We start from the raw sequence: 25,746 nt of genomic DNA, 5'->3' as shown, positions 1-25,746 counted from the left end.
GGCTGGGGCTCATATCTCTCCCGGCTAGGCGATGATCTCGTCATAAAGATCGCGCCGGCCGGGATTGGCAATCTCGATCAGATTGACCTTCCACGTCCGCAGAATGACGAAGGTACGAGTTGAACCGCGTGCAATCGCCGCTATGAGCCTCAGCCGATGACCATTACCCCCGGCCTCCTGCCCGAAGGATTGCGTGATCGCCTGCCGCCGCAGGCGGAAGCCGGGTCGCGCCTGCTGCACAGGGTGATCGTCGCGATCGGTCGGCACGGCTATGCGCGCGTGTCGCCGCCGCTCGCGGAGTTCGAGGAAGGGCTGGTCGCGCAGCTAAAATCGGCGCGCTCGCAGGATCTGCTGCGCTTCGTCGATCCGCTGTCGCAGCGTACACTGGCGCTTCGGCCCGATATCACCGCACAGGTCGGCCGCATCGCCGCCACCCGCATGGGCCACCGCCCGCGCCCGCTGCGGCTCGCTTATGGCGGCCCGGTGCTCAAGCTGCGCGCGACCCAGCTGCGCCCGGAGCGCGAGCTGACCCAGGCCGGGGCGGAACTGATCGGTAGCGACAGTCTCGCCGCGGTGATCGAGGTGCTGCGCGTCGCCGTCGAGGCGCTCGAGGTGGCCGGCGTCACCGGCATCACCGTCGACCTCACCTTGCCCGATCTCGTCGAAACGCTTGCCGCCGGGGCGATGCCGCTGCCGCCCGAGAAGATCGACACCGTGCGCGACATGCTCGACGCCAAGGATGCCGGCGGGCTGGCGGGCCTTGGCGCCGACGCCTATCTGCCCTTCATCGAGGCCGCCGGCCCGGTTGCCCCGGCCCTCGCCCGGCTCCGCGCCATTGCCGGGGCCAAGGCGCTCGACAAGCGGATCGAGGCGATCGAGGCGATCGAGGCCGCGCTCGGCGCCCAGGTCACGCTGACGCTCGACCCGACCGAGCGCCACGGCTTCGAATATCAGAGCTGGATAGGCTTCTCGCTGTTCGGCCGGGGCCTGTCGGGCGAGATCGGCCGCGGTGGAAGCTATACGATCGTCCACCCGGACGGGCGTGAGGAAAAGGCGATCGGCTTCTCGCTCTATATCGATCCGCTGGTCGATGTCGGCCTCGGCGTCGTCGAGCATCGCCGCGTCTTCCTGCCGCTCGGCACCGATCCGGCATTGGCGGCGCGGTTGCGCGCCGAAGACTGGATCACCATCGCCGCGCTGACCGACACCGACGAGGCTGCAGCGCTCGGCTGCACCCATATCCTTCGCGGCTCTGTGCCCGAATCCCTTTGAATCCCGTGATGCGGGAAGTTGAACAGGACTGACTGATGGCCAACGTCACCGTGATCGGCGCCCAGTGGGGCGATGAGGGCAAGGGCAAGATCGTCGATTGGCTCGCCGAGCGCGCCGACGTCGTCGTGCGTTTCCAGGGCGGGCACAATGCCGGCCATACCCTCGTCGTCGGCAACCAGACCTACAAGCTCAGCCTGCTGCCGTCGGGCATCGTGCGCGGTACGCTGTCGGTGATCGGCAATGGCGTCGTGTTCGATCCATGGCATTTCCGCGAAGAGGTCGCCAAGCTGCAGGGCCAGGGCGTCACGATCACCCCGGCCAACCTCCAGCTGGCCGAAACCTGCCCACTGATCCTGCCGATCCACCGCGACCTGGACGGCCTGCGCGAAGACGCCTCGGGGGCCGGCAAGATCGGCACCACGCGGCGCGGCATCGGCCCGGCCTATGAGGACAAGGTCGGCCGCCGCGCGATCCGGGTGTGCGACCTCGCCCATCTCGACGACCTTGAGCTTCAGCTCGACCGGATCTGCGCGCATCACGACGCGCTGCGTGCCGGCTTCGGCGAGCAGCCGGTGGACCGCGACCGGCTCAAGGCCGATCTGGCCGAGATCGCGGATTTCATCCTGCCCTTCGCCAAGCCGGTCTGGCTGACGCTCAACGAGGCGCGCAAGGCAGGCCGCCGCATCCTGTTCGAAGGGGCGCAGGGCGTGCTGCTCGATGTCGATCACGGCACCTATCCGTTCGTCACTTCGTCGAACACGATCGCCGGCACCGCCTCCAGTGGTTCGGGACTCGGCCCGTCCGCCGCCGGCTTCGTGCTGGGTATCGTCAAGGCCTACACCACGCGCGTCGGCTCGGGGCCGTTCCCGTCCGAGCTGGAGAACGAGACCGGCCAGCGCCTCGGCGAGCGCGGCCGCGAGTTCGGCACCGTCACCGGGCGCAAGCGCCGCTGCGGCTGGTTCGATGCGGTGCTGGTGCGCCAATCGGCGGCCGTATCGGGCATCACCGGCGTCGCCCTCACCAAGCTCGACGTGCTCGATGGCTTCGAAGAGATCCGAATCTGCACCGGCTATACGCTCGACGGCAAGACCTATGACTATCTGCCCCCCCACCCGCAGGATCAGGCGCGGGTCGAGCCGGTTTACGAGACCATCGAAGGCTGGAGCGAGTCCACCGCCGGCGCGCGCAGCTGGGCCGAACTTCCCGCCCAGGCGATCAAATATATCCGCCGCGTCGAAGAACTGATCCAGTGTCCGGTCGCACTCGTCTCGACCAGCCCGGAGCGCGAGGACACCATCCTGGTCCGTGATCCGTTCACCGACTGAGCATAAGCCTCGCCGTTACCACCGGGCGCCTCTACACGGTGACCGCAACGGGAACAGGCAGAAACGGGCTGACGACGGCAAGCGCCCGGTCGACCCAAGCCTGCTTCTCGCCGACCGGCGCGACATAATGGAGTGCCGCGGCGGCAGCCTCGATGCCACTGCCCCGGGCGATCAGCCAGGCCGTCAAATATGTCGACGCCAGGCATCCACCCGCGGTCGCGACATTGCCATGCGCCACGAACGGCGCATCGATGACTTCGATCCCGGCTTCCATGACCCAGGGCTTGGTGGTCAGGTCGGTGCAGGCCGGCAGGCTACCGATCAGCCCGAGCTTGGCGAGCAGCAGCGTGCCCGAACATTGCGCCGCGATCAGCTGGCGCGCCGGATCGAGCCCTATGCGTGCCAGCATGCGCGGATCGGCTGCGATCTCACGCGTCCTGACGCCGCTGCCGATCACCACCGCATCGGCCTCCGCAGCAAACTCGAGCGGCTTCTGGCGCTGCACGACGACGCCGTTCATCGACGCGACCGTCTCGCTGGGGGCGGCGATATGCGCCATCCAGCCCCTTGCGCGCATCCGATTGAGAATGCCCGCCGCGACGAAGGAATCGAGCTCGTTGAAGCCGTCGAAGGTGAGCACAGCAATCTGCATGGGGCGTGAGCACAGCATGTCGTGAAGCGTCAGGCAAGGCCAGTCCGGCGGGCTGCGCCCGATCAACAGCCCGTGCTGGCGAGCAATGCCATGGTGGCCTCATCGACCTCGCCATCGAACCAACGCTTCAGCGCCGCCTCGAACAGGGAGCCTCCATCCGCGCGTCCAAACAGGGTCAACGAAGATTGCAGCTTGCGTGCGTCCACCGCCCCGAACACAGCTTCGGCGTCACGCTGGTCGAGGTCCTGTACCGCGGTAACGCATGCCCGCAGGCGTTCGCCGAGGATCGGATGCTGGAGATAGGCGCGCGCTTCGTCGAGGGAGCGGATCGCATAATGTTGCGCCGTCGCGCTGCGGCCGAGCCCGGCGAGCTGCGGGAAGATGAACCACATCCAATGACCGCGCTTCTGCCCGTTTCGGATCTCGGCCAATGCACTGGGGTAAATGCTTTCCTGCGCGGAGACGAACCGCTGCAGATCGAACCGGTCAATCGTCACTTCCGTCGCGGCGCGTACCGCCTCCCGCTGCTGTTGTGGTTCGCCCTGCCTCAGTCAGCGGAGCCGTCGGGCTCTCCACGGTGCGCACTTCGCTTGGCGGGCGCTATTCGCGATGCGAGGACATAGCGGCTGAGTTCATGCCAAGCTTCGGACGTGGGCTGCGTCGAACGGGCACGCGATGTTCCGGACGTGCGACTCGTCTCGTACATGATGCTTCCTCCTGTTACTCCCCTGATTCCACTATAAATACTTATCCGCAGTTCGGCACGAAAATTCGCGTAACGAGTTAAGATTCCGTAGCGGAATGTCTCAGCGCCGCTTGGCGGCCCGCATCTTGCTATATTTGGTGGTGCGCGTTCCGGGTTTGCCGCCGGTGGCATGGGCCTTGACCGGCGCTCGATGCTCCTGGACCGGCAAGCCGAGCTCCTCCTGCTCCAGCCGGCGGATCTCGTCGCGCAGCCGTCCGGCCTCTTCGAACTCGAGATCCGCCGCCGCCGCGCGCATGCGCGCTTCGAGGTCCTCGATATAGCCGCGCAGATTATGGCCGACCATGTGCGAGCGCTCGTCGATGCCGGTGTCGACCGTGACCTGGTCGCGCGACGCGAGATGGCCGACGATGTCGGTGATGTTGCGCCGGATCGTCTCCGGCGTGATCCCGTGCTCCTGATTATAGGCGGCCTGCTTCTCGCGCCGCCGCGCCGTCTCGGCCATCGCACGTTCCATCGATCCGGTTATGCTGTCGGCATAGAGGATCACCCGCCCATCGACATTGCGCGCGGCGCGGCCAATCGTCTGGATGAGCGAGGTTTCGGAACGCAGGAAGCCTTCCTTGTCGGCATCGAGGATCGCGACCAGCCCGCATTCGGGAATATCGAGCCCCTCGCGCAGCAGGTTGATGCCGACCAGCACGTCATAGACGCCGAGCCGCAGGTCGCGGATCAGCTCGATGCGTTCGAGCGTCTCGACATCCGAATGCATGTAGCGGACCTTGATGCCGGCCTCATGCATATATTCGGTCAGGTCCTCCGCCATTCTCTTGGTCAGCGTGGTGACCAGCGAGCGATAGCCCCGTTTGGCGGTCTCGCGAACCTCATGGACGAGGTCGTCGACCTGGCTCTCGATCGGGCGCACCTCGACGGGCGGATCGATCAGCCCGGTCGGGCGGATCACCTGCTCGGTGAAGACGCCGCCGGTCTGGTCCATCTCCCAATTACCCGGCGTCGCCGAGACATAGACTGTCTGGGGCCGCATCACCTCCCACTCCGCAAAGCGCAGCGGCCGGTTGTCGATGCAGGACGGCAGGCGGAAGCCATATTCCGCGAGCGTGATCTTCCGCCGGTGATCTCCCCGCGCCATGCCGTTGATCTGGCCGATCGTCTGATGGCTTTCGTCGACGAACAGCAGTGCGTTTTCCGGCAGATATTCGAACAGCGTCGGCGGCGGCTCGCCCGGCATGCGGCCGGTCAGGAAGCGCGAATAATTCTCGATGCCGGCGCAGCTGCCGGTGGCCGCGATCATCTCCAGGTCGAAATTGGTGCGCTGCTCCAGACGCTGCGCCTCGAGCAGCTTGCCTTCGCCGACCAGTTCCTTGAGCCGTTCGGCAAGTTCGAAACGGATCGCCTCCATCGCCTGCTTCATCGTCGGGCCGGGCGTGACATAGTGCGAGTTGGCGAACACGCGCACCGAGTCGAGGTTCGCCGCCTTCTTGCCCGTCAGCGGATCGAATTCGACGATCTCCTCGATCTCGTCGCCGAAGAAAGCGACCCGCCACGCGCTGTCTTCATAATGCGACGGAAAAATCTCCAGGCTGTCGCCGCGCACCCGGAAATTGCCGCGCGCGAAGGCAGCATCGTTGCGCTTGTACTGGAGCGCGACGAGCTTGCGGATGATCTCGCGCTGGTCGACCGTCTCGCCCTTCCTGAGGTCGAAGATCATCGCCGAATAGGTCTCGACCGAACCGATGCCGTAGAGGCACGATACCGACGCCACGATCAGCACGTCGTCGCGTTCGAGCAGCGACCGGGTCGCCGAATGGCGCATCCGGTCGATCGCCTCGTTCACCGAGCTTTCCTTCTCGATGTAGGTGTCCGAGCGGGGCACATAGGCTTCGGGCTGATAATAATCATAATAGCTGACGAAAAACTCGACCGCATTGTCGGGGAAGAACTGCTTGAATTCGCCGTAAAGCTGCGCCGCCAGGATCTTGTTCGGTGCGAGCACGAGCGCCGGACGCTGCAGCTGCTCCACCACCTTGGCCATGGTGAAGGTCTTGCCCGATCCGGTGACGCCGAGCAGCACCTGATCGCGCTCGCCTGCGTCCGCCTGGGCAGTCAGCTCGGCGATCGCGGCAGGCTGGTCGCCCGACGGCTCATAGTCGGACACGAGCTTGAACGCCTTGCCGCCCTCGGTCTTTTCCGGGCGCTCGGGACGATGGGGTATGAAGGTCTGGCCGAGATCGACATCGTCGAGGCTGGTGCGGATCTGGATGGTCATGGAACAAATATAGTCCGAAAGCCGCGCCTGACAATCTTGCCGAGCCCTGTCCGCGTCGTTAGCGAGGAACGGTGGGGGCGCCGGGACAAATCAGATCGCATAGCGGAATGCGCGGCATAGCGGCGCTGATGGTGCTCTTCTATCACGTTCAGTACGGTGCCGATTATCATCTGCCATTCGAGCAAGCGACCGCCCTTTTCCAGCGCGGCTATCTGATGGTGGACCTGTTTTTCATCCTTAGCGGGTTCATCATCAGCCATGTCAATCGCGCCGATCGCGGCGTGGCATATGACCGGAAGGAAGCCCGCGACTTCCTGTTGCGCCGGCTGGCGCGGATCTATCCGCTGCTGCTGTTCACACTCGTCGCACTGCTGGCATTCCGAATCATGGCGCAAATGCTGGATGTAGGTTCGGCGATGGTGCCGTGGGACCGGCATAGCATCCTAAACTTGGTGGCACAGCTGCTATTGCTCAACGCCTGGCTGCCCTTTGGTGGAGGCTGGAACACGCCAAGCTGGTCGATCAGCGCCGAGATGTTCACTTATCTCCTGTTTCCGCCGATCGTCTCGCTGAACTGCCGGATGCCGATGCTGAACCGGGCCCTGCTGCTGTTCGCCGCCACTCTCTTCTATGCTCTGGTCGCCGTCGATTCGGGATCGCTCGACATCATCGCCGGCATAGCACCGTTCCGCTGCCTCGCGGGCTTCTCCGTTGGCATGCTGATATTCTATGGCCGCGAACGCATCGCGGCCTTGCCGCCGACTATGCTCGCCACGCTGCAGATAGTCGCCGGCGTGGCGAGCATCCTGCTCCTCGCGGTTTCCTCGAACGATGTGCTGATCATCCTGCCTTTTGCGCTGCTGGTGGCAAGCTGCTGGACCGATTGCGGTCCCGTCGGCCGCGCGCTCGGCTGCGCGCTCGGCTGCGCGCCGCTGCTATGGCTTGGGGATCGTTCCTATTCGATCTACCTCAACCATCTGTTCATAAGATCAATATTCATCGTGCCCTGGAGCTATATGACGCGCCATATCGCACTCGACCCGGCCATCGCGCGGACGGCCTATCTGATCGGATATACGGCCATCGTGCTGCTGGTCTCCCATTTCACCTTCCGGTTGATCGAGATTCCCGCTCGCCGCCGGCTGACGCAAGCATGGCTCGGCCATCCGCCAGTCGCGATCGCGGCCGCAGCGCCTGCCCCATGACATCGATCGTGAGATTGTGGATCAAAGCCGCATGAGCATCCTCACCTTCTCCAATCACCGGGGTTGGCTTGGCTTCGACGCAGCCCAATGCCGGAAGATCGGCACCGACTACGCAGCGGCCTATGCGGCCGCGCAGCCCTTTCCGCATATCGTGCTCGATGAGTTGCTTGATCCCGCGCTGCTGCGCGACATGGCCGCCCAATTCCCGTCGGCCGAGGGCAAGAGTTTCTTCGACCGCGATCAGGAGCGGCTCAAATTCCAGTTCGCGCCCGACGAGATCATCGATCCGCGCCTGCGCCATCTGTTGCTCGAACTCAACGGTCCCGCTTTCCTGGGTTTCCTCGAAGCACTCACCGGGATCGCAGGTCTCATCCCGGATCCCTATTATATCGGCGGCGGCCTGCATGAGACGCGGCCGGGCGGGCATCTTTCAATCCACGCCGATTTCAACCTGCACAAGCCGATGCTCGTCGAGCGGCGGCTGAACCTGCTCATATACCTCAATGAAGATTGGCTTCCTGATTATGGCGGCGATCTCGAACTCTGGGATCGAGACATGAAAGCATGCGTCGCAAAGGTGGCGCCGATCCTCGGCCGTGCGGTGATCTTCAACACCGATGCCGACAGCTATCATGGCCATCCCGAGCCGCTCACCTGCCCGCCCGGACGCGCCCGCCGCTCGATTGCGACCTATTATTATACCGCGCCGCAGACCGAAGCCCTACGCAGCCGCACGACCTCCTTCCGCCGCCGGCCGGGCAGTTCGGACCGCCGCGACATGCGGGTAGCGGTCGATCATTTCGTTCGCGACTGGATTCCGCCACGTCTCCAACCCTTCGCACGGCGCTTCAACCGCTTTCGCTGACTGGCGCTTGCCTTCAGGCACGATTGGCGCGATCAATCCCGCGTGGCCTTCAAACCCTGTATCTTGATCGTCGGCGCCATGAAGTGCGGCACCACGTCGCTTTATGATTATCTGGCGCAACATCCCGACATCGCCTCCTCGGCGGAAAAGGAACCCAAGTATTTCTCGTCCGACGAGCGCTTCGCGCGCGGACTCGGTTGGTATGAGGGTCTCTATCCAACCGCAGGCGACCGCCGGTGGATTCTCGACGGCAGTACGGACTGCAGCAAATATCCCTATTGCGGCGATGTGCCAGCGCGGATGGCGGCCTCGGGTGGCGCTTATAAATTGATCTATCTGGTGCGGCATCCGCTGCGCCGCATCGAATCTCATGCGCGGCACGCCCAGTTGATGCGCGACGAGGTCAACCAGATTCGGTCCGATCGACCCGACCATAGCCTCGATCATGGCGTGAGCCCGGTATCGCTAGCCGCGTCCGACTATGCGGCACAGATCGACCGTTTTCGCTACTGGTATGACAGCGGCGACATGCTGCTGCTTACGACCGAAGAGCTTGAGCGCGATCCTGAAGCGCTGGTGGAGCGGGCCCTAGACTTTATCGGCCTGCCGCCACTTGCCTCGCTGCGGCGGCCCCGCTTTCAAAACCGGGCGGGTGAGCGCAAGGAGCCAATAGGCATCACGCGCCTGCTACGGCGTGCACCGGCCATCTACCGCGCACTGGGCGCGTTGCTGCCGCCTGCCGTGCGCGCCAGGGGACATCGGCCGATCAAAATTCCAGGGCGTTTCCGGCTCACGCCGGACGAAGAAACCGCGCTGATCACGAGCCTGACACCATCGCTGGTCCGGCTGCGGGATGTCTACGGCCTCGATGCGGAGCATCACTGGAATATCCCGCTGCCTCAATAGGTGAGGGAGCAGGCTTGAACCGTGACGGCCAGCCGTTAAAAAATCGCGGCGGTAAGGGCAAAAGCCTGATGATCGGAATTGCGCGCTTGGGCGCCACCTTTATTACACCGCGCCCCAGGCCGACGGCCTGCGCAGCCGCACCACCAGCTTCCGCCGCCGCCCCGGCAGCGGCGACCGGCGCGACCCGAAAGTGGCGGTCGACCATTTCATCCGCGACTGGGCGCCGCGCAGGTTGCAGCCCTGGGCCAGACGGTTGAACAGATTCAAATAGAGCGACTGGAAGGCCCGTCACCCAATAGCTTGTGCTCCTCGATCGCGCGCGACCAGATGGTCGAAGCTGGCGCTGCCGGGGACGACGAGGTCCCGCAGATAGCCGATGGTGAAGCTAGTCTATTGACTGATTGACGCTTAGGTCACGTCGGTCGCGCATGCTCCCAGATCGCATCTAGCCTTTCGAGAATGATGCGTTTTCTAGCCAGCAGTGGGTTTTCGACCAGCCTCCAGGACACTGCAGCGAACGCTACGCTTCCGAAGAGACTGATGATAGCGAAGGGCCACCACCATCCCATGAAGCGACCCACCAAGGCCATTAGCATCTGCGTGACGGGGAAGTGGAACAAATATACGCCGTAAGACAGATCACCGAACGGTAGGGCCGGCAATTGCTTCAAACCGAACCAAGCGATGAAATAACCTGTTGGAATCGCAGCCAACCACCATAGAGCCGGATATCTGAGTAGAACAGAAATCAATGCCAGTGAGGCCCATCCCAGTAGATCGGAGTACGGAATCCGACTCCGGTAACGATAGACCAACACCCCCGCCAGAAACATGAGTATAAGAATTCGACCAGTAAAATGACCGGCAACCATCGAACCCGTGGAGTCATCGTTTTTGATAAACGCAATATAGATTGTCCGTGCAATTATCAAAATAATCGTTAATATTAGTAGATAGCTGCGTCTCCATATGAGGCCGAGTAGTGACAGTAGGCTCAGAACGGCGTAGCATTCAAGCTCGAAGGGAATGGTCCAGAGCTGCGGATTCGAGAGGCTGGACAAAGGGTTTTTTGGGAACACCCCAGGCAGCGTAACATGAACCAAACCTACAATATTCAGGAAGTAGGTCGAAAACTCTCTGGAAGTGAAATACTGTCCGAGCGGTAGACTGGTGAACAGGGCGCCGATCACACAAGCGGATATGATGATCTCAAAAGCAAGTGCCGGAATAATCCGCAAGACGCGAAGCGCGAGAAAATGATGGAGCCGATTGCGTTCAAGGCTTCCTGCAACAAGAAACCCGGAAAGCGCGAAAAACATCGGAATGAAGCTCTGTGGTACGAATGCGAGCCAACCGCGCCAAAGGGGCAGATCCCACGCAAGTCTTCCCGTGAATATCCACCACGAATGCCAGATGCATATAGCAGCCGACAAACCGATACGTAAATAGTCAAATCCAGCGGAGTTCGACTTAGAATCGAATCGAGAACCGACGGTTTCTTGCATAATTACTCGTTCACATCGAAGGATGACAAATCATTTTCTAACATAATGCAATCAATGACGAGGCCAAATTTCGCGGCGCGGGCGACGGATGCGATTGCACTGGATTTTTGCGTACTCTCCTCCGTCGCATTAGCAATTATCATCTCCCGCTGGATGACACGCTGCGGTGTGAGCAGCGCGGGCTGTTTTCAAGCCAACAAGAGGTCGTTCCCAAGCCAGTCCAAGCGTCGCCAGCGCGGTGCCGCCATCGATCGGCGCCTCGCCCGGCGGCCAGCCGTAGCTGGAGAGAGCCATCAGCACGAGCACCAGCACGAGCAGCCCCGGCCAGACACGCGAGAAGCGACGCGCGAAGAACGGCCGCAGCGGGAAGCCGTCGACGAACAGGATCTGCGCCATCAGCCGTCCCGACAGCGCGAAGAACAGCTCGACGCCGAGCTGGCCCCAGCGGATCGCCGGAAGGCCGGTGAAGTGGCCGATCAGCACCAGCAGGATCGAGACGCCGCGCCACCCGTCCAGATAGGCGGTGCGGGCATGATCCTCGTGCCGCAGCAGCGGCGGCTGGCTGGACCTAGCGTCCACACAGCCCCGCGACGAAGCGTTCGAGGCTGGGGCCGGCGAGATACTCGACCACCCGCTGCCGTGCGGCTGCAGCTATCTCCGCCAGCCACTCAGGCCTGCGCAGCGCCTCGCGGACCTTCTCATCGAGGTCGGCAAGGTCCCACCGCACCGGAATATAGGTTTCGAACGGCACGAAGATGTCGGGATCGCACTCGATGTGCGACATGTCGGGCTTGACGAGCACCGCACCGCACAGTGCAGCCTCATAGTCGCGCCAGCACAGCTCGCCATAGCCGAACGGGCTGAAACACAGCTTCGACGCCCGCAACTCGTCCAGGAAGGCCCGCCGCGAGATCCTGCCGCTCGCCGCGACCCGCAGATCAGGGAAGCTTGATCCGACCTTGTCGGCCGCCTCCTGCCGCATGGCCTGGTACCAGGGCGTGCCCTCGACGGCGATCCGGGCATGCAGGTCGATCGGGCGATGGGCCGATGCGGCGGCGGGCCGTTCGAAGCCCGGCAGCAGCGCCGGCCCGGTCGCGAAGGCCGGGCCGATCATCAGCCGATCGACGATCGACGGATCGACCCGCCACTCCGGCGCCGGATTGTCGGTGCCGAGCCGGCGGCTGAAATGATCGGTAAGCTGGGTATGGCCATCGGTCGGCATCATATAGGCGCCGCGGTCGCGCAGCAGCGCTTTCTTCACATAATGCGAGACATAGGGCGTCACGCGCTCCGAGAAGCGGATGTCGGTCGGCGCGAACCAGTCCAGAAAACTCAGCGGCGTATCGGGATGCGCGGCCTTCAGTCCGCCGAGCAGCCGCTCGATCTCACCGTCTCCAGCGCCATAGGGCGCCTGCACCGCTATCGCGGCCAGGTCGCTTCCAAGATCCGCGACATCGATATGGTGATAGTCGAACACCCGAAACTCGGTCTGCGACGCTGCGAACCGTGCCCGGTAGCGCAGCAGCGGATAGATTTGCGGCCATGCCAGCACATCGTTCATCGCGATCAGCGCGATCCGCCGCCTCGAGCCCGGCGACCATGGCCTCGCCAGCCACGCCCGTGTCGCGCGCGCCGTGAAGCCGAGACGACGCCTGCCCAGCAGCCGGACGCTAAGTTCGTCTCCATTCCAGACCATCGACACGTGGCGCAGCTACCCCCCGGCAGACCCTATCAGCACAGCCGGCCCGTGGCGACAGATCGCCGCCCGCCCGGCCGAGCAGGCTTGAACCTTAGCAGTCAGCCGTTAATGGATCGAAGTCGTGAGGAGAACAGTCCGATGAGTGCGGGAAACGGCAAGAAAACGCGTCACATGGCGACCGGCTTCATTCTGCTCGCGTTGGCCGCGCCGGCCGCTGCCGACGGCTTCGCGCCGGGCGCGTGGCAGCATCAGACCAAGACGATCAGCGCCGACGTGCCCGGCGTCCCGCAATGGGTCGTGAAGGTCTTCGCCGGAAACAGCAGCCGCAAGAGCTGCTACACCGCGCAGCAGGCGGTGAGCCGCCCGGAAGCCTTGCTGACCCAGGACGACGCCGCAGTCTGCAAGCTGCGCCGCTTTTCGCTCGTCGGCGGCAAGCTCGCCTTCGACACCTTCTGCGTCAACAAGCGCTTTCCCGAAGGGCTGCTGGTCGCATCGAAGGGCAGCTATACCCCCGACAGCTACGAGATTTCGACGATGTCCACCGGCACCAAGGATGGCGCGCCGGTCAGGATCGTGACCACCGGCACCGGCCACCGCACCGGCCCATGCAAATAAGCGCACCGATCGACCTAGACAGCTACCTCGCCCGCATCGGCCTGGGGCTGCAACCGGCCGCCGATGCCGAGGGACTGGCCATCGTGCAGCGCGCGCACCGCCTGTCGATTCCCTTCGAAAATCTCGACGTGCGGCTGGGCCGCGGCATCAGCCTCGATCCGGCCCATGTGTTCGACAAACTCGTCCATCGCCGCCGCGGCGGCTATTGCTTCGAACAGAACCAGCTGTTCCTGCGCGCATTGACCGCGATCGGCTTCGATGCGCGGCCGCTGCTCGCGCGGATCTGGCTGATGGCTGACGGAGTCCCGCCGCGCACCCACACCCTCAACCTGATCCAGATCGAAGGCGAACCCTGGATCGCCGACGCCGGCTTCGGCGGCAGCTACTCGCCGCCAATGAAGCTGTTCGAAGGCTCGACTGCGACCGCGCCCGACGGCGCCCAATTCCGCCTCTCGCTGATTGAAGACCATGGCTGGCTGCTCGAACGGCGCGGCGACCCGGCTGCGACCGATGGTCGCTCCGCCGGCGTAGATTGGCAGCCCCAGTACAGCTTTACGCTGGAGAATGTCGCATCGGCCGATCTCGAGCTGTCCAACCATTGGTCCTCGACCCGGCCGAATATCCGCTTCACCAACCTTTCGGTGGTCAGCATCTGTCTTCCGTCCGGCTTCGCCTCGCTCACCGATCGCCACTATCGCCGGCGCAACGGCGATCAGCATGTCGAGGCCGACATCGAAAGCGCGACGGCATATCGGCTGCGCCTGAACTTCGTGTTCGGGATCGCGCTCGACGATGTTGAAATCGGCGGGCTGGGTCTGTTTTGAGCCGATCCCTCATCTCTCTTCGTCATCCCAGCGAAAGCCGGGATCTCATTTCTTCTTCCTCGCGGCCAGGAAGACAGAGGGATTTCAGCGTTCGCTGGAATGACGAACAGAGGTGAGAGCAGAAACCCGCCGCCCCAACGCCGTCCGTTCGGTCGTCGGCGGTGCGCTCGGCAATCTCGTCGAGTGGTATGACTGGTATATCTACTCCGCCTTCTCGCTCTATTTCGCGAAGAGCTTCTTCCCGAAGGGCGATCCGACCGCGCAATTGCTGAGCACCAGCATCGTGTTCGCGATCGGCTTCCTGATGCGGCCCCTCGGCGGCTGGCTGCTCGGGGTGCTCGCCGACCGCTACGGCCGCAAGAGCGCGCTGACCTGGTCCATCACGCTGATGTGCGCCGGCTCGCTGATCATCACGTGCACCCCCACCTATGCGTCGATCGGCCTCGCCGCGCCGCTGCTGCTGGTCGTCGCGCGGATGGCCCAAGGACTCAGCCTGGGCGGCGAGTTCGGCACCGCTGCCACCTATCTCACCGAGATTGCGCCGCCCGACAGACGCGGTTTCTGGTCGAGCTTCCAATATGTCACGCTGATCGCCGGGCAATTGCTCGCGCTCGCGCTGCTGGTGCTGCTGCAGTTCGTGTTCCTGACCGAAGCCCAGCTCGAATCCTTTGGCTGGCGGATCGCGTTCGCGACCGGCGCCATCCTGGCGGTCACGGTGTTCTGGCTCCGTCGCGGGATCGACGAGACACCCGATTTCCTCGGAGAAGGCACGCGGAAGCGCAAGGGAGGTCTCGTCACGCTGATCCGCGAGCAGCCGAAGCAGGTTGCCCTTGTGTTCGGCCTGTCGATCGGCAGCAATGTCAGCTTCTACGCCTTCACCACCTATATGCAGAAATATCTGGTCGCGAGCGCCGGCTTCGCCAAGGACCAGGCGTCGCTGATCTGCTCGGCGGCGCTGATCTTCTACATCGTCATCCAGCCGTTGCTCGGCGCCCTCTCCGACAGGATCGGCCGCAAGCCGCTGCTCTACTGGACGTGGATTCTGGGCGGGATCGCCACCGTGCCGCTGTTCACCGCGATCGGCGCGGCGCAGAGTATGGTGAGCGCCTTTCTGCTGATCTGCCTCGCCTATCTGATCATCTCCGGATCGAGCGCCACCAGCGCCGTCGTCAAGGCCGAGCTGTTCCCGCCGCACGTCCGCGCGCTGGGCGTCGGCCTGCCTTATGCGGTCAGTCAGGCAATTTTCGGCGGCACCGCGGAATCGATCGCGCTGTCGTTCAAGGCCGCGGGGATCGAGGCCGCGTTCTTCTGGTATGTGGCGGCCTGCATGGCCATCGCCCTCGTCACCACGTTCTTCCTGCCCGAGACACGCTGGCCCGGCGGCAGGCCGAAACGGTAGAGCCGCCGATGTGCGTCCTCGCCATGGCCTGGCAAGCCCATCCGCGCTGGCGGCTCGTCATCGCCGCCAATCGCGACGAGTTCCATGCCCGCCCCGCCGCTCCGCTGGCGCGCTGGCAGGATAGCGGACTGCTCGCGGGCCGCGACCTGCAGTCGGGCGGCACCTGGCTGGGCGTCTCCGAACGAGGTCGCTGCGCTGTCGTCACCAACCTGCGCGGTTTCGGCTCGCCCGGGCAGGACCGGCCTTCGCGCGGCGGACTGGTGACCGGCCTGCTCAAAGGCACCGATCCCGACAGCATGGCGATAGACGCCTATAATCCGGTCAACCTGATCGCGATCGACGGTGATCGCGCCCGCTTCCTGTCCAATCGTCCGGCGGCGTTGCACACCAGCCTCGGTTCCGGCCTCTACGGCCTGTCCAACGGGGCGCTCGACGAACCCTGGCCCAAGACGCTAAGGCTCAAATCCATCCTTCTGGATTGGCTGATGGGCCCGGCCGACACGCCCGAGCTGCTGCTCGAAGGCCTGCGCGAGGAAGCGCTTCCCGATATCGGCCTCGACCCTGTCCAACCCTCCGACGTGCCGCAGGAACCGAACCACAGTCCGATCTTCATCCGAAATCCGGTCTATGGCACGCGGTGCAGTTCGGTGATCGCGGTCGACGGCGAGGGTCGGGGGCTGTTCGTCGAGCGCCGCTTCACGGCGGCCGGCGATGCTAATGGCGATACGACCCTGCCTTTTTGCTGGCCGGTTCATCCGGGAGACAGCGTGGCATCATAGAGACGTGCCGATCGGGTTGCGGCATGTCGTCGCGGTGTTTAGGGGCGATCCTCATGCGTCCGGCCTTCCGAACACTCCTGCCGGCGCGGCGCCCCGAGCTGTTGACGCGGCGCGCCATCGGGCTTTTGCTCGCCGCCGCCGTCCACCTAGTCGCTATCCTCCTGGCCTTCCTCATGGCGCCGCCGCTCGCGGTCAGGAAAGTCGAGCCGGAGTATAAGAGCTTTCCGCTGCTCGCGCTGCGCGAACCCAAGGCCGAGAGGAAGGCCGCAGCACGCAAGGCGACGCCCAGGCCGGTCGAAGCCGTGACCGCGCCGAAGCTGCCAGATCCGCCGCTGCCGGCGGCCGCACCGCTCAGGATGATGCTGGTCAGCAGCGACGTGTTCGCCGCCAGCGATATCGGCAAGATCCCTTCACGCACACAAGGGGCAAGCGGCACCGGCGGCACCGGCTCCGCCGACAGCAGCGGATCCGGCGAAGGGCCGGGCGGCGCGCGCCTCTACAACGCCGAATGGTATCGCGAGCCGACCCAGGCCGAGCTCGCCTATTATCTTCCGAAGGGCACGCCGCGATCGGGATGGGGCGAGATCATCTGCCGGACGATCGCGGACTATCGCGTCGAGGACTGCCGCGAGCTGGACGAGGGGCCGATGGGATCCGGCATGGCCCGGGCCGTCCGACAGGCCGCCTGGCAATTCCGCGTCCGCCCCCCGCGTGCCGACGGCAAGCCGCTGATCGGCGCCTGGGTCCGCATCCATTATTCGCTGACCGTGAACGGAGAAAAGGGCGGCTAGCCCCCTTATCCTCCCACGTCATCCCGGCGGAGGCCGGGATCTCAGGAGTGCCGTGCCACCCCTACTCCGCCCTCGCCGACCGAGGCCCCGGCCTCCGCCGGGGCGACGGCGCCTTACGCGGTCTCGAGCAGCTTCTCCTTGGCGATCCTCTCGCGCCACACCAGCGGGCCGGTGTGGTGGACGCTCTCGCCGGTCGCGTCTACGGCCACCGTGACCGGCATGTCCTTAACATCGAACTCGTAGATCGCCTCCATGCCGAGATCGGCGAAGCCGACGACCTTGGCGCCCTTGATCGCGCGGGCCACCAGATAGGCCGCACCGCCGACCGCCATCAGATAGGCGGCCTTGTGCTTCCGGATCGCCTCGATCGCCGCAGGCCCGCGCTCGGCCTTGCCGACCATGGCGATGAGGCCGGTCTGCTCGAGCATCATGTCGGTGAACTTGTCCATGCGGGTCGCGGTGGTCGGGCCGGCGGGGCCGACGACCTCGTCGCGCACCGGATCGACGGGGCCGACATAGTAGATCACCCGGCCCTTGAAATCGACCGGCAGCGGCTCGCCCTTCGCCAGCATCTCCTGGATGCGCTTGTGCGCGGCATCGCGGCCGGTGAGCATCTTGCCGTTGAGCAGCAGCCGGTCGCCCGGCTTCCAGCTCGCGACGATCTCGGGGGTCAGCGCGTTCAGGTCGACGCGGATCGACTCCTTCGACGGCGCCCATTCCACCTTCGGCCATTCGTCGAGATTCGGCGGATCGAGATAGGCCGGGCCCGAGCCGTCGAGATGGAAATGCGCATGGCGGGTCGCCGCGCAGTTCGGGATCATCGCCACCGGCTTCGATGCCGCATGGGTCGGATAATCGAGGATCTTGACGTCGAGGATGGTCGAAAGGCCGCCAAGCCCCTGCGCGCCGATGCCGAGCGCGTTGACCTTGTCGAAGATCTCGATCCGCAGCTTCTCGATGTCGTTCTGGGGGCCGCGCTGCTTGAGCTGGGCCATGTCGATATCGCCCATCAGCGATTCCTTGGCCATCGTCATCGCCTTTTCGGCGGTGCCGCCGATACCGATGCCGAGCATCCCCGGCGGGCACCAGCCGGCACCCATCTTCGGGACGGTCTCGATCACCCAGTCGACGATCGATTCCGATGGGTTCAGCATCGCGAACTTCGACTTGTTCTCCGAACCGCCGCCCTTGGCCGCAACCGCGACCTCGACATGATGGCCGGGCACCATCTCGACGTTGAGCACAGACGGCGTGTTGTCCTTGGTGTTGACGCGGCTGAACGCCGGGTCCTTGAGGATCGACGCGCGCAGCCGGTTTTCGGGATGGAGGTAAGCGCGGCGAACGCCCTCGTCGACGACCTCCTGCAGACTTCTCTCGGAATCCAGCATGCACTGCTGGCCCCATTTGATGAAGACGGTGACGATGCCGGTATCCTGGCAGATCGGACGGTGGCCCTCCGCGCACATCCGGCTGTTGGTCAGGATCTGCGCGATGGCATCCTTGGCGGCTGGCCCCTGTTCCGCCTCATAGGCCGCGCCAAGCGCCCTGATATAATCCATCGGGTGATAATAGCTGATATATTGGAGCGCGTCGGCGACGCTCTCGATCAGATCGGCTTCCTTGATGATGACGGTCATGGCCCCGGCTCCCGCGATGCTGCTTTATGCATCCACATAGACGCCAAAGGCAGCGCCGGTCAGCCCTAAAATGCGGCCGATGCACCGGTGTAAATGGTATCATCTGTTGCTATATCGCTGTGATGCTCAAGACCGACGAGACCATAGCCGCTGCCCCGCCCCCGGGCGCCGCATCCGACTGGACCATAGCCCAGGCGTGGGACAGCTATAACCTTGCCGAGCATGCGATGTGGGATCGGCTGTTCGCGCGCCAGTCGGCGATGTTGCCGGGCCGGGTCGCGCCGGCCTTCCTCGAAGGGCTCGATATCCTGCGGCTGTCGAAGCGCGGCATCCCCGATTTCGCCGAACTGTCCGAGCGGCTGATGGCAACGACCGGCTGGCAGGTCGTCGCCGTGCCGGGACTGGTGCCGGAGGACGTCTTCTTCGAACATCTCGCCAACCGCCGCTTCGTTGCCGGCCGGTTCATCCGCACGCCCGAGCAGGTGGACTACCTACAGGAGCCGGATATCTTTCACGACGTGTTCGGCCACGTCCCGCTGCTCGCCAACCCGGTGTTCGCCGACTATATGCAGGCCTATGGCCGCGGCGGCCTCCGCGCCCTGGAACAGGGCGCGATCGACCGGCTGGCGCGCCTCTACTGGTATACCGTCGAATTCGGCCTGGTCCGCGACGGCGCCGAGGGTGATGGCGGCCTGAAACTCTACGGCGCGGGCATCGTCTCCTCCTATGGCGAGTCGATCTTCGCGCTCGACAACCCCTCGCCCAACCGGCTCGGCTTCGACCTCAGGCGGGTGATGCGCACCCGCTACCGGATCGACGACTACCAGCAGAATTACTTCGTGATCGACAGCTTCGACGATCTGCTCCGCCAGACGATCGAAACCGACTTCGGCCCGGTCTATGCCGAGATCGCGGAGCAGGACGACATCGAGCCGGGCGAGATCGTCGCGGGCGACATGGTGATTACGCGGGGAACGCAAGCCTATGCACTGGCGCGCGAGGCGGTAGCAGCGCCGGATTGAGGCTGGTCTCGAGCAGGTTACGGACGGCCCGTTTTGCAATGAATATCGCGAAAGCAGACATGACGTGGCTGCCGCCACAGGGCGGCGAGCTGCGATGGAGACTAGGAGTTACATATTATGCGCAAGTGAAATCGCGATCGCCGGGAGGTATCGATTACGATCGAACCACCTCTGGGGATGAGCATCATGCACAAAATCACGCGCCTGACCCTGATTGTCGCGACGCTGGGCTGGTGCTCGCTGTCCATCCCCGCCTTCGCTGCCGGCAATCCCAATAACGGCAACAGCGGGAACGGGAACGCGAACGGCAATGCCGGCCATGGCAACCCGAATAACGGGAACAACGGCAACACGGGCTCGAACGGCAATGCCGGTGGTGGCGGGAATGGCGGTGGCGGCGGTAATGGCGGTGGCGGTGGCGGCGGTGCTCACGGTACTCCGGCGCCGATCGCCGGCATCGGCTTGGGCGCCCTCCTTGTTCTGGGAGCGGGAGGAAAGATGCTGAGCCGGCGATTCCGCAGTGAACGCGATACGAAGAGCTCCTGACCCGACACGGGCGACCGCTGACTGCCCTTGCCAGAGGATCGGGCTAAGGCGTTTGCTGTCATCGACAGATCGCCGCTGTCGATGCGCAGGCGGGAAAGCTAGCGTTCACGCTACTTCGGCAAGTCCTGCTAGCACGCTTTCCGTTGGATGGCGTGATCGGCATCCTCCGTCCGCGACAATGTCGACGGTGATGGCGGCTTGACGCTCGACGGCGCGGTATCGTCTCCTCCTATGACAGCGATCTGCGCTGATCCCTCGACGAACCGGCCCGGCTTCGAGCTCAGGCGGGTGTTGCGCACCCGATATCCGGATCACGATTACCCGCAGACATATATCGGGATCGATGGCATCGACTACCTGCTCCGCCAACCGGCGACAGGGTGATCGCTCACCAGCTTCGGGTAATCACGCTCGGATTCTAGCGCCCTCCTCTAAACAATGAATTTCTCGCTCAGGTTACCAAATTTCGTGTCGTCGCTGGCACATGCTCAATGTTGTTACCAACAAAGGCCTATTTGCTAATCTTATGCGCGCTGCGGAAATCACAGATGAACATGTAGGTCTGGGGTCACGCGGTTGTCGGAGCCCCGAGCCAGCTTCCGCGGGTGCCATCGGAGACGGGCGCATGGCCATTCAGGCAGTTATCGAGTTGGTCTTCAGGCATGGCTGCGTAGCCTTCCAGCCACTGTTGCATCATATCTACCGCAGCAGTGCGCATGGCATGATTGCCTTGGTCCTCAACGATATCAGCCCTGATGCGATCGACCAGTCGCTTGATACTGTGGTTAAAAAGCTACCGCTGACGATTCCGGGCCTCCGATACTTTGTGCCCCTCGATGATGACTTGCCGACTGTAATTTACGAGGCGAGCCTTATCTTTGCATCAACCCGCTCTTTTCGAAAGTGGCTCGTCAGTCTCGGGGTAGACGAGAGCTTCGTGATGCCTTTGCATTCACTCGGTGCACGGCTGCCGCACCGCCGATCGAGCTTCGCCATTTCAGCCTTGCAAGATAGGGAACACGCCCTTGGCTAGTACGATAGTTGCCCAGCAACGCCCATCGTCCAAGCTCCGCAAAATATTCGCCAATGTAGGCTTGTGCATGGCGTCGCTCATTATCGTGCTGTTCGGCTGCGAGATAGGTGCTCGGATCCTGCTCTCCGATATAGGCACGACGGGCAACCGCACTGATTACTTCTCGCAGAGATGGTATACCAGCCACCCGCCCCAAAAAAATCGCCTTGGATTTCGCGACCGCGACTTCACGCCGATGGCTCAGCCCGGCATCTTCCGGATCGCAATTATAGGCGATAGCTTTACCTATGGCGCGGGGATCATGGAACGGGATCGCGTTTCCGATCGCCTAGATGAGCTGCTTAACCGGCGAGAGCATCGCTACGAAGTGCTTAATTTCGGCGTGCCCGGTGCCAACTACGCCGAGCATCGCGCGAACATGGCGGTCGCAATACGTGCTTCGCACCCACATTTCATTTTGTTGCAATGGTATCTGAACGACGTCGACGATCCCCAAACGCGCCGTCCCGATCCAAAGCAGCCTGGATGGATCCTGCATGAACCTCTGTCCCGCTCATCAGCGCTGTACATGTTGCTCTCCCATGCTTTCGCCGATGCCCAGATCCGGCTCGGACTTGTAGATCCGGATGCCTATTATGCGCGCTTCCGCGACCCCCGCGACGAACTCGCGCAGCGCGCCGACGCTCGACTCGCGGAGGTTCTGAATGTCGCCCGTGCCGCGGCGATACCGATCGCGATCTACATCTGGCCGGAGCTTGGTCGTCCGATCGGCCTCAGCCCGAACGATGGCTTGATCGACAAGCTCCTGGAGCGGTGCCATCGGGAACGCATCGCCTGCGTTGATCTGCGTCCGGCTCTGGCTGCTGTGTCGGATCGGAAAAGCCTGATCGTAAATCGCTTCGATGCGCATGCGAGCGCATACGCCAATCAACTTGCTAGCGACGTTCTTCTTCGCCGCTTCGGCCCGGCATGGGAGCAACAGTCACGGGCGGCAACGGCCGGCAATCAGCAACCGAGGAAGGGTAAGCCATGAGCAGCCACGCCCACGAGGAATTCATCGAGTACAAGGATGTTAAGCTTCCATCGGAGCGCAGCTTCGGCTGGACGGTGGGCAGCGTGCTGTTGCTTTTCTGCATAACCAAGCGACTGATCCATGGCGCCTGGACGGTCGACACAATGGCCACTGGTTGTGCCGGCTTGGCTCTGATCACTGTCGCTGTCCTGGCTCCCCAGGCACTGGCGCCCTTGAATCGCCTTTGGATGCAACTCGGAGCACTGCTCGCTCGCATAACGAACCCGGTGATCATGTTTGCAATTTTTGGACTGATCTTCACTCCTTACGCCCTGGTAATGCGGCTTAGCGGACGGGACGCCCTGCGCCTCCGCCGCGATGCCAACGCACCGAGCCACTGGATCGATCGCGATCCCCCGGGGCCGCTTCCGCGTTCAGTCGAGCACCAATTCTGATCGAACCAGAAAGGAACCCATCATGGAGTTTGCACGAGAGATCTGGGCGTTCCTGGGAGCCCGGCGGAAATTCTGGCTTCTTCCGATCCTTTTCGTACTGGCGATATTTGGCGGCCTTATTCTGTTGACCTCGGGCACAGCGCTCGCGCCATTCATTTACACTCTGTTCTGATCGGGTCCCACATGCGAATTCTAGGAATTTCGGCATTTTATCACGACAGCGCTGCGGCTTTGATCGAGGACGGCAGAATTGTCGCTGCCGCGCAGGAGGAGCGCTTCACGCGCAAGAAGCATGATCCTCGATTTCCGGCATCGGCGGCAACCTACTGCCTGGAGGAGGCGGGTTGTGGGCTCGACGGCGTCGACCACGTCGTTTTTTACGAAAAGCCGTTCGCGAAATTTGAGCGGCTATTGGAAACATATCTGGCCACGGCACCTCGAGGTTTCGCATCCTTCCGCCGTGCAATGCCAGTTTGGCTGAAGGAAAAGCTCTTCCAGAAGTCAATGCTGCGCTCTGCGCTCCAGGCGCTCCCCGGCGGCGGCGGACGGAATGACGCCATCCTGTTCGCGGAACATCATGAGTCGCATGCGGCCAGCGCGTTTTTCCCTTCGCCGTTCGAGAGTGCCGCCGTGCTCACCATGGATGGTGTCGGCGAATGGTGCACCACCTCGCTTGGCGTCGGCCAAGGAAACCGCCTCGCCATCCATAGGGAACTACATTTCCCCCATTCGCTTGGTCTGCTCTATTCCGCGTTCACCTTCTACACTGGCTTCCGTGTTAATTCCGGGGAATATAAGGTGATGGGGCTCGCCCCCTATGGGGAGCCGCGCTTCGCCCAGACTATCTTGGACCACCTGATCGATCTAAAACCGGATGGATCGTTCTGGCTCGATCAACGCTACTTCGATTATGCGACCGGCCTCACCATGACATCGCCCGCGTTCGATGCGCTGTTCGGCGGTCCTCCGCGAAAGCCGGAAGACGACCTGACCCAGCGGGAAATGGACCTGGCTGCGTCCATCCAGAAAGTCACGGAAGAAGTGGTGCTCCGGCTTGCACGCCATGCGCGCACCCACTTCGGAGAGCGAAAACTGTGCCTTGCCGGCGGTGTGGCCCTCAACTGCGTCGCAAATGGTCGGCTTCACAGAGAAGGAATCTTCGACGATATATGGATACAACCTGCTGCGGGTGACGCGGGGGGTGCGCTCGGAGCCGCCCTTTCGGTCTGGCACCAATATTGCGGTCAGCCGCGGAGCATCACTCTGGAGCGGGACCAGATGCAAGGTGCCTATCTCGGCCCTGCTTTCGAACAGGTCGCGATCGAAAAGGAGCTACGCAGTTGCGGCGCCCAATATACCGTTCTGGATGAAGCGCAGCTGATTTCTGCCACGGCGGATTCGCTGGTAGAGGGTAAGGCTGTAGGCTGGATGCAGGGCCGAATGGAATTCGGCCCACGCGCGCTCGGTAACCGCTCCATTCTAGGCGATCCGCGCTCGCCGACAATGCAGAAGCTGCTCAACCTGAAGGTGAAATATCGCGAGAGCTTCCGCCCTTTCGCTCCGTCCATTCTTCGGGAGGATGTTGCTGACTGGTTCGATGTGGATACGGACAGTCCGTACATGCTGCTTGTCGGCGACGTGCTCCACGAGCGTCGACGCAAAATGACGAACGCCGAAGAGGCGCTATTCGGGATCGAAAAGCTCAATGTTCCGCGGTCGGAAATCCCGGCCGTCACGCACGTTGACTATTCTGCTCGTATTCAGACGGTTCACCGAGAGACAAACCCTAGATATTGGCAGCTGCTTTCGAACTTCAAGGAGCGCACCGAATGCCCCGTACTGGTGAACACCAGCTTCAATGTCCGGGGCGAACCGATCGTCTGTAACCCTGAAGATGCCTTCCGCTGCTTCATGGGCACGGAAATCGAGCGCCTCGTTGTAGGAAACTGCATCCTGCGGAAAGAGGATCAGGACCCATCATTGGCGGCCGATTACAAGGCGGCTTTTGAACTTGACTAGGTCGTAATCGGGGGTTGAACGATAGCGGCGCAAACTAAACCGTTGCTGTACTGGCGGCGGAAACTGGCCGCAAAGCCGTCGCCACCCGACCCCGCCCTACGCCCCCATCCGCCGCCGCAGATCCTCAACGCAGCGCCCGGCGGTCTTGCCGTCCCAATATTCCGGCCGCTTGCGGTCCTGCTTCGGTTCTGCGAGCGCGGCCAAAAGTCGCTCGAGCAGATTGCCCGCATTCACCAGCTGCGCGGTGCCCTCGCTGATCGTGATCGGCCGTTCGGTATTTTCGCGTAGCGTCAGGCAGGGAATACCGAGATAGGTGGTTTCCTCCTGGATGCCGCCGGAATCGGTGATCACCGCGGCGGCCCCGGCGACCAGGCTCATGAAGCGGACATAGGCGGCCGGCCCGACCAGCTTCATGCCTGCGCCTTCCAGTCTGGCGATGCCGGCGTCGCCCAGCCGCTGGCGGGTGCGGGGGTGAACCGGGAAGATCAGCGGCAGCTGCGCCTGCACCGCGACGAGTGCGTCGACCAGCCGCTCTAGCTGTTCGGGCAGGTCGACGTTCGACGGGCGATGCAGCGTGACCACGCCATAGCCGCCCGGCTTATGTCCAAGTTCGCCCGGATAGTCCGCCGCCAGGATCGCCGGGCGGACCAGCTCATAGCTGTCCATCATGATATTGCCGACGCGGGTGATGCGTTCGCGCGGGATGCCTTCGGCGATCAGATTGTCGTCGGCATCGGGCGACGGCGTCCACAACACGTCCGCGAGCACGTCGGTCACCAGCCGGTTGAGCTCCTCCGGCATGTCGCGGTCGCGGCTGCGCAGGCCGGCTTCGAGATGGACGATGGGAATGCGCAGCTTGCCCGCCGCCATCGATGCCGCCGCGGTCGAATTGACGTCACCGACCACGATCAGCCAGTCCGGCCGCTCGGCGATCGCCAGCGCCTCATAGGCGATCATCACCCTGCCCGTCTGCTCGGCGTGGCTGCCCGAGCCGATGCCGAGATGATGGTCCGGCGCCGGCAGGCCCAGGTCGGCGAAGATGTCGTCCGACATCGCCGCATCGTAATGCTGGCCGGTATGGACGATCACCGGCGCAAAGTCCGCGGTCGCCTTCAGCGCATGCCAGAGCGGCGCGACCTTCATGAAATTGGGGCGCGCGGCCGCGATCAGGTGGACGATGGCAGGACGGATCATG

The 25,746-nt window shown here is 63.3% G+C and carries 26 protein-coding genes; 17 read left to right on the top strand and 9 right to left on the bottom strand.

Translation table 11 applies throughout. The features are described 5' to 3' along the window. The first annotated feature begins 156 nt into the window (after positions 1-156). Both AC1DQK_RS10385 and AC1DQK_RS10380 read left to right on the top strand, forming a co-directional pair. Positions 157-1,272, top strand: a complete 1,116-nt coding sequence (locus tag AC1DQK_RS10385) for an ATP phosphoribosyltransferase regulatory subunit (protein ID WP_477870119.1) — start codon at positions 157-159, stop codon at positions 1,270-1,272. Between the two features lie 35 nt (positions 1,273-1,307). Further along, positions 1,308-2,597: an adenylosuccinate synthase gene (locus AC1DQK_RS10380; protein WP_477870117.1), complete on the top strand. Its 1,290-nt coding sequence runs from the start codon at positions 1,308-1,310 to the stop codon at positions 2,595-2,597. 31 nt (positions 2,598-2,628) lie between these two features. Here the strand turns inward: AC1DQK_RS10380 and AC1DQK_RS10375 are convergent, their stop codons facing one another. From AC1DQK_RS10375 to uvrB, 3 genes are all read right to left on the bottom strand, one after another. Continuing rightward, positions 2,629-3,249 (bottom strand): DJ-1/PfpI family protein, encoded by a 621-nt coding sequence (locus AC1DQK_RS10375; protein ID WP_477870115.1) that lies wholly within the window; start codon positions 3,247-3,249, stop codon positions 2,629-2,631. A gap of 62 nt (positions 3,250-3,311) precedes the next feature. Continuing rightward, positions 3,312-3,746, bottom strand: coding sequence for a DUF1810 domain-containing protein (locus AC1DQK_RS10370; protein WP_477870113.1), 435 nt, complete (start codon positions 3,744-3,746; stop codon positions 3,312-3,314). A 309-nt stretch (positions 3,747-4,055) separates the two neighbouring features. Then, positions 4,056-6,239 (bottom strand): excinuclease ABC subunit UvrB, encoded by a 2,184-nt coding sequence (uvrB, locus tag AC1DQK_RS10365; RefSeq protein WP_477870111.1) that lies wholly within the window; start codon positions 6,237-6,239, stop codon positions 4,056-4,058. Between the two features lie 107 nt (positions 6,240-6,346). Between uvrB and AC1DQK_RS10360 the strand changes: the two genes are divergently transcribed. Genes AC1DQK_RS10360 through AC1DQK_RS10350 form a run of 3 tightly spaced genes read left to right on the top strand, consistent with a single transcriptional unit; the run spans position 6,347 to position 9,215 of the window. Then, a complete protein-coding gene (locus AC1DQK_RS10360; protein ID WP_477870109.1) occupies positions 6,347-7,444 on the top strand; it encodes an acyltransferase family protein in 1,098 nt (365 codons plus the stop codon). A 31-nt stretch (positions 7,445-7,475) separates the two neighbouring features. Further along, positions 7,476-8,309 (top strand): 2OG-Fe(II) oxygenase, encoded by an 834-nt coding sequence (locus AC1DQK_RS10355; RefSeq protein ID WP_477870107.1) that lies wholly within the window; start codon positions 7,476-7,478, stop codon positions 8,307-8,309. 42 nt (positions 8,310-8,351) lie between these two features. Next, complete coding sequence (locus AC1DQK_RS10350) at positions 8,352-9,215, top strand: sulfotransferase family protein (RefSeq protein ID WP_477870105.1); 864 nt, start codon at positions 8,352-8,354, stop codon at positions 9,213-9,215. Between the two features lie 102 nt (positions 9,216-9,317). Here AC1DQK_RS10350 and AC1DQK_RS10345 read toward each other — a convergent pair whose 3' ends face one another. The 4 genes from AC1DQK_RS10345 to AC1DQK_RS10330 all read right to left on the bottom strand — a co-directional run bounded on the left by AC1DQK_RS10345 (position 9,318) and on the right by AC1DQK_RS10330 (position 12,416). Continuing rightward, positions 9,318-9,482 carry a hypothetical protein gene (locus tag AC1DQK_RS10345; protein ID WP_477870103.1) on the bottom strand — a complete coding sequence of 55 codons (165 nt, stop codon included), beginning with the start codon at positions 9,480-9,482 and terminating at the stop codon, positions 9,318-9,320. Positions 9,483-9,628: 146 nt separating this feature from the next. Further along, complete coding sequence (locus AC1DQK_RS10340; protein ID WP_477870102.1) at positions 9,629-10,720, bottom strand: acyltransferase family protein; 1,092 nt, start codon at positions 10,718-10,720, stop codon at positions 9,629-9,631. Between the two features lie 129 nt (positions 10,721-10,849). Continuing rightward, positions 10,850-11,299: an acyltransferase family protein gene (locus tag AC1DQK_RS10335; RefSeq protein ID WP_477870100.1), complete on the bottom strand. Its 450-nt coding sequence runs from the start codon at positions 11,297-11,299 to the stop codon at positions 10,850-10,852. Then, positions 11,289-12,416, bottom strand: coding sequence for a glycosyltransferase (locus tag AC1DQK_RS10330; RefSeq protein WP_477870098.1), 1,128 nt, complete (start codon positions 12,414-12,416; stop codon positions 11,289-11,291). Before AC1DQK_RS10330 ends, AC1DQK_RS10335 begins: the two co-directional genes overlap by 11 nt. A 141-nt stretch (positions 12,417-12,557) precedes the next feature. Between AC1DQK_RS10330 and AC1DQK_RS10325 the strand changes: the two genes are divergently transcribed. From AC1DQK_RS10325 to AC1DQK_RS10305, 5 genes are all read left to right on the top strand, one after another. Continuing rightward, a complete protein-coding gene (locus AC1DQK_RS10325; RefSeq protein ID WP_477870096.1) occupies positions 12,558-13,034 on the top strand; it encodes a DUF3617 domain-containing protein in 477 nt (158 codons plus the stop codon). Next, positions 13,025-13,858 (top strand): arylamine N-acetyltransferase family protein, encoded by an 834-nt coding sequence (locus AC1DQK_RS10320; protein ID WP_477870094.1) that lies wholly within the window; start codon positions 13,025-13,027, stop codon positions 13,856-13,858. The genes AC1DQK_RS10325 and AC1DQK_RS10320 overlap by 10 nt, the downstream gene beginning before the upstream one ends. A gap of 112 nt (positions 13,859-13,970) precedes the next feature. Then, positions 13,971-15,257, top strand: coding sequence for an MFS transporter (locus AC1DQK_RS10315; protein ID WP_477870092.1), 1,287 nt, complete (start codon positions 13,971-13,973; stop codon positions 15,255-15,257). An 8-nt stretch (positions 15,258-15,265) separates the two neighbouring features. After that, complete coding sequence (locus AC1DQK_RS10310) at positions 15,266-16,036, top strand: NRDE family protein (protein WP_477870090.1); 771 nt, start codon at positions 15,266-15,268, stop codon at positions 16,034-16,036. Positions 16,037-16,089: 53 nt separating this feature from the next. Then, on the top strand, positions 16,090-16,827 hold the full coding sequence (locus tag AC1DQK_RS10305; protein ID WP_477870088.1) for a hypothetical protein: 738 nt from the start codon (positions 16,090-16,092) through the stop codon (positions 16,825-16,827). Positions 16,828-16,940: 113 nt separating this feature from the next. Here the strand turns inward: AC1DQK_RS10305 and AC1DQK_RS10300 are convergent, their stop codons facing one another. Next, a complete protein-coding gene (locus AC1DQK_RS10300; RefSeq protein WP_477870086.1) occupies positions 16,941-18,464 on the bottom strand; it encodes a fumarate hydratase in 1,524 nt (507 codons plus the stop codon). A gap of 122 nt (positions 18,465-18,586) precedes the next feature. On the opposite strand from AC1DQK_RS10300, the gene phhA reads away from it, so the two are divergent. The 7 genes from phhA (at position 18,587) to AC1DQK_RS10265 (ending at position 24,551) form a co-directional block, all read left to right on the top strand. Then, positions 18,587-19,486, top strand: coding sequence for a phenylalanine 4-monooxygenase (gene phhA / locus AC1DQK_RS10295; RefSeq protein WP_477870085.1), 900 nt, complete (start codon positions 18,587-18,589; stop codon positions 19,484-19,486). 177 nt (positions 19,487-19,663) lie between these two features. Further along, positions 19,664-20,032, top strand: coding sequence for a hypothetical protein (locus AC1DQK_RS10290; protein WP_477870083.1), 369 nt, complete (start codon positions 19,664-19,666; stop codon positions 20,030-20,032). 625 nt (positions 20,033-20,657) lie between these two features. Further along, positions 20,658-21,065, top strand: a complete 408-nt coding sequence (locus AC1DQK_RS10285) for a hypothetical protein (RefSeq protein WP_477870081.1) — start codon at positions 20,658-20,660, stop codon at positions 21,063-21,065. A 67-nt stretch (positions 21,066-21,132) separates the two neighbouring features. Further along, positions 21,133-22,098, top strand: coding sequence for an SGNH/GDSL hydrolase family protein (locus AC1DQK_RS10280; RefSeq protein ID WP_477870080.1), 966 nt, complete (start codon positions 21,133-21,135; stop codon positions 22,096-22,098). Beyond that, positions 22,095-22,532 carry an SxtJ family membrane protein gene (locus tag AC1DQK_RS10275; RefSeq protein ID WP_477870078.1) on the top strand — a complete coding sequence of 146 codons (438 nt, stop codon included), beginning with the start codon at positions 22,095-22,097 and terminating at the stop codon, positions 22,530-22,532. The genes AC1DQK_RS10280 and AC1DQK_RS10275 overlap by 4 nt, the downstream gene beginning before the upstream one ends. Then, positions 22,456-22,704 carry a DUF5989 family protein gene (locus AC1DQK_RS10270; protein ID WP_477870076.1) on the top strand — a complete coding sequence of 83 codons (249 nt, stop codon included), beginning with the start codon at positions 22,456-22,458 and terminating at the stop codon, positions 22,702-22,704. The genes AC1DQK_RS10275 and AC1DQK_RS10270 overlap by 77 nt, the downstream gene beginning before the upstream one ends. An 11-nt stretch (positions 22,705-22,715) precedes the next feature. After that, positions 22,716-24,551, top strand: a complete 1,836-nt coding sequence (locus tag AC1DQK_RS10265; RefSeq protein WP_477870074.1) for a carbamoyltransferase family protein — start codon at positions 22,716-22,718, stop codon at positions 24,549-24,551. 96 nt (positions 24,552-24,647) lie between these two features. Here the strand turns inward: AC1DQK_RS10265 and wecB are convergent, their stop codons facing one another. Then, on the bottom strand, positions 24,648-25,745 hold the full coding sequence (gene wecB, locus AC1DQK_RS10260) for a non-hydrolyzing UDP-N-acetylglucosamine 2-epimerase (protein ID WP_477870072.1): 1,098 nt from the start codon (positions 25,743-25,745) through the stop codon (positions 24,648-24,650). Position 25,746 lies beyond the last annotated feature (1 nt).

It is taken from the genome of Rhizorhabdus sp. P4_G5 (assembly GCF_056401065.1).
The sequence above is the reverse complement of the archived record's forward strand: the minus strand, read 5'-3'. Positions and strand labels throughout refer to the sequence as shown.

Coding starts and splice junctions, on each gene's coding strand:
- AC1DQK_RS10385 (WP_477870119.1), top strand. CDS start 157: ATGACCATTACCCCCGGCCTCCTGCCCGAAGGATTGCGTGATCGCCTG.
- AC1DQK_RS10380 (WP_477870117.1), top strand. CDS start 1,308: ATGGCCAACGTCACCGTGATCGGCGCCCAGTGGGGCGATGAGGGCAAG.
- AC1DQK_RS10375 (WP_477870115.1), bottom strand. CDS start 3,249: ATGCAGATTGCTGTGCTCACCTTCGACGGCTTCAACGAGCTCGATTCC.
- uvrB (WP_477870111.1), bottom strand. CDS start 6,239: ATGACCATCCAGATCCGCACCAGCCTCGACGATGTCGATCTCGGCCAG.
- AC1DQK_RS10360 (WP_477870109.1), top strand. CDS start 6,347: ATGCGCGGCATAGCGGCGCTGATGGTGCTCTTCTATCACGTTCAGTAC.
- AC1DQK_RS10355 (WP_477870107.1), top strand. CDS start 7,476: ATGAGCATCCTCACCTTCTCCAATCACCGGGGTTGGCTTGGCTTCGAC.
- AC1DQK_RS10340 (WP_477870102.1), bottom strand. CDS start 10,720: ATGCAAGAAACCGTCGGTTCTCGATTCGATTCTAAGTCGAACTCCGCT.
- AC1DQK_RS10330 (WP_477870098.1), bottom strand. CDS start 12,416: ATGGTCTGGAATGGAGACGAACTTAGCGTCCGGCTGCTGGGCAGGCGT.
- AC1DQK_RS10325 (WP_477870096.1), top strand. CDS start 12,558: ATGAGTGCGGGAAACGGCAAGAAAACGCGTCACATGGCGACCGGCTTC.
- AC1DQK_RS10320 (WP_477870094.1), top strand. CDS start 13,025: ATGCAAATAAGCGCACCGATCGACCTAGACAGCTACCTCGCCCGCATC.
- AC1DQK_RS10310 (WP_477870090.1), top strand. CDS start 15,266: ATGTGCGTCCTCGCCATGGCCTGGCAAGCCCATCCGCGCTGGCGGCTC.
- AC1DQK_RS10305 (WP_477870088.1), top strand. CDS start 16,090: ATGCGTCCGGCCTTCCGAACACTCCTGCCGGCGCGGCGCCCCGAGCTG.
- AC1DQK_RS10300 (WP_477870086.1), bottom strand. CDS start 18,464: ATGACCGTCATCATCAAGGAAGCCGATCTGATCGAGAGCGTCGCCGAC.
- phhA (WP_477870085.1), top strand. CDS start 18,587: ATGCTCAAGACCGACGAGACCATAGCCGCTGCCCCGCCCCCGGGCGCC.
- AC1DQK_RS10290 (WP_477870083.1), top strand. CDS start 19,664: ATGAGCATCATGCACAAAATCACGCGCCTGACCCTGATTGTCGCGACG.
- AC1DQK_RS10285 (WP_477870081.1), top strand. CDS start 20,658: ATGGCCATTCAGGCAGTTATCGAGTTGGTCTTCAGGCATGGCTGCGTA.
- AC1DQK_RS10280 (WP_477870080.1), top strand. CDS start 21,133: ATGGCGTCGCTCATTATCGTGCTGTTCGGCTGCGAGATAGGTGCTCGG.
- AC1DQK_RS10275 (WP_477870078.1), top strand. CDS start 22,095: ATGAGCAGCCACGCCCACGAGGAATTCATCGAGTACAAGGATGTTAAG.
- AC1DQK_RS10270 (WP_477870076.1), top strand. CDS start 22,456: ATGCCAACGCACCGAGCCACTGGATCGATCGCGATCCCCCGGGGCCGC.
- AC1DQK_RS10265 (WP_477870074.1), top strand. CDS start 22,716: ATGCGAATTCTAGGAATTTCGGCATTTTATCACGACAGCGCTGCGGCT.
- wecB (WP_477870072.1), bottom strand. CDS start 25,745: ATGATCCGTCCTGCCATCGTCCACCTGATCGCGGCCGCGCGCCCCAAT.